At 64.2% G+C, this 4,156-nt stretch carries 5 protein-coding genes and 1 pseudogene; all 6 read right to left on the bottom strand.

Annotated features, from left to right (window positions below):
• Positions 1 to 224: 224 nt before the first annotated feature.
• Complete coding sequence (locus ACLP25_RS25535; protein ID WP_442471917.1) at positions 225 to 437, bottom strand: helix-turn-helix domain-containing protein; 213 nt, start codon at positions 435 to 437, stop codon at positions 225 to 227.
• Positions 438 to 782: 345 nt separating this feature from the next.
• Positions 783 to 1,403, bottom strand: coding sequence for a hypothetical protein (locus tag ACLP25_RS25530; RefSeq protein WP_442471916.1), 621 nt, complete (start codon positions 1,401 to 1,403; stop codon positions 783 to 785).
• 230 nt (positions 1,404 to 1,633) lie between these two features.
• Positions 1,634 to 2,149 (bottom strand): DoxX family protein, encoded by a 516-nt coding sequence (locus ACLP25_RS25525; protein WP_442471915.1) that lies wholly within the window; start codon positions 2,147 to 2,149, stop codon positions 1,634 to 1,636.
• Positions 2,146 to 2,949 carry an HvfC/BufC N-terminal domain-containing protein gene (locus ACLP25_RS25520; protein ID WP_442471914.1) on the bottom strand — a complete coding sequence of 268 codons (804 nt, stop codon included), beginning with the start codon at positions 2,947 to 2,949 and terminating at the stop codon, positions 2,146 to 2,148. Before ACLP25_RS25520 ends, ACLP25_RS25525 begins: the two co-directional genes overlap by 4 nt.
• The gene (gene bufB, locus ACLP25_RS25515) at positions 2,939 to 3,856 is read right to left on the bottom strand and encodes an MNIO family bufferin maturase (RefSeq protein ID WP_442471913.1); all 918 of its coding nucleotides are present in this window, start codon (positions 3,854 to 3,856) and stop codon (positions 2,939 to 2,941) included. Before bufB ends, ACLP25_RS25520 begins: the two co-directional genes overlap by 11 nt.
• Before the next feature lie 46 nt (positions 3,857 to 3,902).
• Positions 3,903 to 4,156 (bottom strand): annotated as a pseudogene (locus ACLP25_RS25510) (BufA1 family periplasmic bufferin-type metallophore); the annotation flags it as partial.

Raw genomic sequence — 4,156 nt, 5'->3', positions numbered from 1 at the left:
TCATGTCGCGGCGGCGCGCGGGCGCGAGATCAGCCGCAGCGACAATCGCGAGGACGTCCGCCAGCGAGTTCGGCTTGTTATTTGGGCTCGTCATTTTTGTTTCCAAGTCTCATGATTAGGCGGGCAGTGACAGGGCGTGTCAAAGGGTGACATTCGGGAAGACTATCACAGCGTAGATGGAACGATTACTTTGACAATGTTTTCACGATGCTGCCGTAGGCTTCTCATTTCGTTGCATTTTCAGGGTCATCCTCGGCCCAGTCCGCCTGGGCCGGCGTGAGCATTTGCTGGATTGCGCCTCTCGCCACCAGGCGCACGCCCCCTACCTTCACCGACGGCAGCGTCCCGGCGGCGATCCAAGGCCGCACCGTCCGTACCGACACTCCGGTCAGGCGAGCGATCTCGTCGGCGCGCAAAAATTCCCGGGCCGCCGTCATTTGCGATCGTCCGGTCGAGGCTGTTTTTGGTGTCCAGGCGGCGCCGGCGTCTGACCCAGACATTCGCGGGCGGCCTCGCGCGCCAGCATGCGCGCGAGGGCGATCAGCGCGTCGGTCGCTGTCGTCTGGTTCGTCTTCGGGGATCTTGCACCACGCGCTCGCATGCCGACCGCATACCGGAATCGGCAGACGGAGCTCGCATGGCCAAATCGTTGTCAGTCTTGCGGCGAGGCGCCGTTCATCACCGTGCGCACCCGGCTGCGCCAGGCGTCCTCCGAAAATTTGATTTTTAAGCGTACGCCCGCCGCTGTGAGGAAGCGAATGAGGGGGCCTCCGGCGATCCCCTCATCGGGTCGGTCGGGCCCATCGACGGAAGCTTGGGGGCTTGCCGACGGAGGTTGCAGGCTCCTTGCCGGTAATGTCGCGATATGCGGTCATCATCTTGGCTAACCAGTCGTTGATCGCCCGATCGCCGCGGTGCCCTTCGTCTACGGTCAACTTTCCGACTTCCGCAATCTCAGCTGCCGCCTTCCCTGCGCGGCGGCTCAGTGCAGCGGCTGCCGCGACGGCTTCAGTGATCTCGACCAAGCGGGCGAATCGTTGTGTCGCTTCCATGATTGGCGTCGCATCGCTCTCGCCGACCAAGAGCAGGGCGTCGAAAATTTGGGGATCGCCGTGCCCGTCAACCGCCGCATCGAGGTCGACGACGCCCAAGCTCTCCAATAGCCGCCGAGCGCTCTTCGCGATTTTATCGAGCTTCCGGCGCAAGATGGATGGAGCGATGCGATCTGGCGGGTCGCAATCCAGCCGATGCCAACGGGCTGCCTCCTCAAACAACTTCGCATGCTTCGCAACCGCCTCGGCCTTCATGCCGATGGCGGCGGCGATCTGCTCGAAATTGTCATGCGTGTATGTAGCCATCAGGGTGCGGGGTCTTCGAGTTCGATTGAATTGCCGTCTCGCCATGAACCACCGCCGGTCCCATCAAACAAGCTTTCTTGGCGCCCACAAAACCGGCGGCAGGCCATTCGGCGGAAAGCGGCCGTTGCCCGAACGGGAAGTTTTGACCCAAGGCGGAAATTCCAGATCCGAGAGGCTATTTTCGCTCCCGGGCGGGAAGCGGACGCCGCTCCAAGTTCCTCTTCCGGGAGAACAGCGGCTGGCGCCAAAGCATTTATTCTTTGAGCATCCGGGCTCTACTGCGTAGGCAGCGACAGGTTACGGCGGATCAGGTGGTCCAGGGAAAACCGCCCCGCGCCTCCGGCGATGATGGCGAGCGCCATAGCCCCCCACGTCATGTGGATCGGCCATCCGTCGGGCACGGTCAATTCGACGATGAGCGTCATGAACAGGAGGCCGAGCGCGGCGAAACGGGTCGCCAGACCGAAGACGAGAAGGACCGGGAAGATGATCTCTCCGCAGCCGGAGAGGAACGCCATCACGGCCGGTGCTGGAAACGGGTAAGGCCCGCCCGGAAGATGGAGCATGAACTCGTCGGTGAACAAGCTCACGGCCGTGTCGCTGAGGCTCAAGAAACCGGCCCACTTGAGGATGCCGGACTTCCAGAAGGGCACGGCCAGCGCGAACCGCAAGACTAGCTGAATGAACGACTTCGGCGCGACGGCGCTGTCAATGCGATCGGCCCTGTCCAAAAAACGGGCGAAGGACGAGAGGATTCCGCCCTCGGAAGCTAGTTGCGAGACGCTGGTCATGTGTTCTCTCCAAGTGTTGCCGACGCGAATGCGCCGGATTCGATGAGGGTCGTAAGACCCATGCCGATATCGAAGTCAGAATGAGTCTCTAGCGCCGCGGCGGCTGCGGTTCCGAGCGGGCGGCCGGCCATCAGCGCCGACAGAAACTCAAGCTGTCCCGGCGCGAGCCGACGCACGAGTACTTCGGAGACCGGCCGCGTGATCAGCGCGTCTTCGGCCTGGCTCGCGTCGATTTCTTCAACCGGCCCATCTCCCCGGTTGGCGGCGAAAATCGTAACAGCCGCGTAGCGAGAGCGCAGGAGCCGGGTCGCCGGATGCGGTGTGAATACGAGATCCGCCAGGCGCTCAGAGGGAGCTGAGCCGAGATCCGAAGCGCTGAGCGAAGCCGTGTCGGCAGCGTGATAGGCGTCGAGCCAGGCGCGCTCGACGCGCGCCACATCGGCAAGCCACGGCATGCCTCGCGCGTAGGCATACCGCTCGATGAAGGCGGGGAAGTCCCGGCCGTACTCGAACAGAAGCGGCGAGGCCGGAGGCGTTACCCGGACGTGGAAGCGCGCCATCGTGCGAAAGAACTCGACCCCGGTAATCCGCTGCACAGCCTGATAGACCGCGGCGAGCGCATCGATGAGGCTCACCGTAACGTTGTTGCGATAAACGGCATAGCGTTTCGCCACAGCCTTGCCCGCCGGCCCGCAGACGAGCGCGGGCGTGTCGCGGTCGGGCGTGAGCAGGGCCTCCGAGAAGGCGGCCGAATAGGCTGCGCCCGCAGGCGGCGGCGCTCGGAACAGGTCAGGCTGCATGGCTGCTCCTCGCGTGAATGCCGGTGCGATCGAGAATGGCTTGCGCGGCGGCCGCTTCCGCCTGCAGACGCGGCCATTCGGGGATATCGCCGTCCCATTTGATCAGCGTCGGGATCGCCGCCGCCCGCTCGACGACGCTCGCGAACAGCCCCCAGACCGCGTCGGCGACCGGCCGGTCGTGGCTGTCGATCAAGAGCGGGCCGTCCTCGTCGTCGCTCTGTTGCGCGTGCCCGGCGAGATGGATCTCGCCGACCGCCGCAAGCGGAAAGTCGGCGAGATATTGGCAAGCCGAGAACCCGTGGTTCGTTGCCGAGACGAAGACGTTGTTGACGTCGAGCAGGAGGCCGCAGCCGGTGCGCCGCACGACGGCGCGGATGAAATCCGTCTCGCTCATCGTCGACTCCCGGTAGAGGACATAGGTCGACGGGTTCTCGAGCAGCAGTTTGCGGCCAATTGCCTCCTGCACCTGGTCGATGTGATCACACACTGTCATGAGCGTCATCTCAGTGTAGGGCAGCGGCAGCAGGTCGTTGAAATAGACGTTGTCGTGCGTCGACCAGGCGAGATGCTCGGAGACGAACGCGGGTTCGTAGCGCTGAACGAGCGCGTGAAAGCGTGCGAGATGCGCCCGGTCCAAAGGCTGAGGCGCGCCGATCGACATGCATACGCCGTGCAGCGAAACGGGGTGGTCGCGACGGATCGCTTCGAGCGCGCGATGCGGCGGCCCGCCTGCGCCCATGTAGTTCTCGGCGTGAACCTCGAAAAAGCCGAGAGGCTTGGGACCTGAAAGGATCGCTTTCAGGTGCTGAGGCTTGAAGCTTGTCCCGGCCAAGCCCGCGACAGGTCGCGCCGGAAAGAGAGGCGCTGGGGCTTCCCCCTCGGAGCATGCGGCCAAATCTGTCTTCATTTCCGCTCCCGTTTTCCGGCGCTTCGAGTCTTGGCTTGGCCTGGGCTTACATCGCGGTCAGGGAGCCGTGCTTGCCGTTCGGCGTGACGATCGACGTGCACGTGCCGCCCGCGACGAACTTCCACGCAGTGCCCTGGAAATTGACGGTCGAGGTCCCCTGGCAGGTCGTGCCGGGGCCGGCGGCGCAGTCGTTCATGCTCTTGAGGGCGACGCCGAAGCACTTCTCCTTGTGAGCGGCCTTCGCCGCGGCGCATCCGCCGGGGTCATCGGCCCGGCGGAGGCGAGCGAGACAAGGGCGCT

Origin of the sequence: Roseiarcus sp., assembly GCF_052145395.1 — a bacterium.
Taxonomy (GTDB): Bacteria; Pseudomonadota; Alphaproteobacteria; order Rhizobiales; family Beijerinckiaceae; genus Roseiarcus.
The sequence above is the reverse complement of the archived record's forward strand: the minus strand, read 5'-3'. Positions and strand labels throughout refer to the sequence as shown.

Coding starts and splice junctions, on each gene's coding strand:
- ACLP25_RS25525 (WP_442471915.1), bottom strand. CDS start 2,149: ATGACCAGCGTCTCGCAACTAGCTTCCGAGGGCGGAATCCTCTCGTCC.
- ACLP25_RS25535 (WP_442471917.1), bottom strand. CDS start 437: ATGACGGCGGCCCGGGAATTTTTGCGCGCCGACGAGATCGCTCGCCTG.
- bufB (WP_442471913.1), bottom strand. CDS start 3,856: ATGAAGACAGATTTGGCCGCATGCTCCGAGGGGGAAGCCCCAGCGCCT.
- ACLP25_RS25520 (WP_442471914.1), bottom strand. CDS start 2,949: ATGCAGCCTGACCTGTTCCGAGCGCCGCCGCCTGCGGGCGCAGCCTAT.
- ACLP25_RS25530 (WP_442471916.1), bottom strand. CDS start 1,403: ATGGCGAGACGGCAATTCAATCGAACTCGAAGACCCCGCACCCTGATG.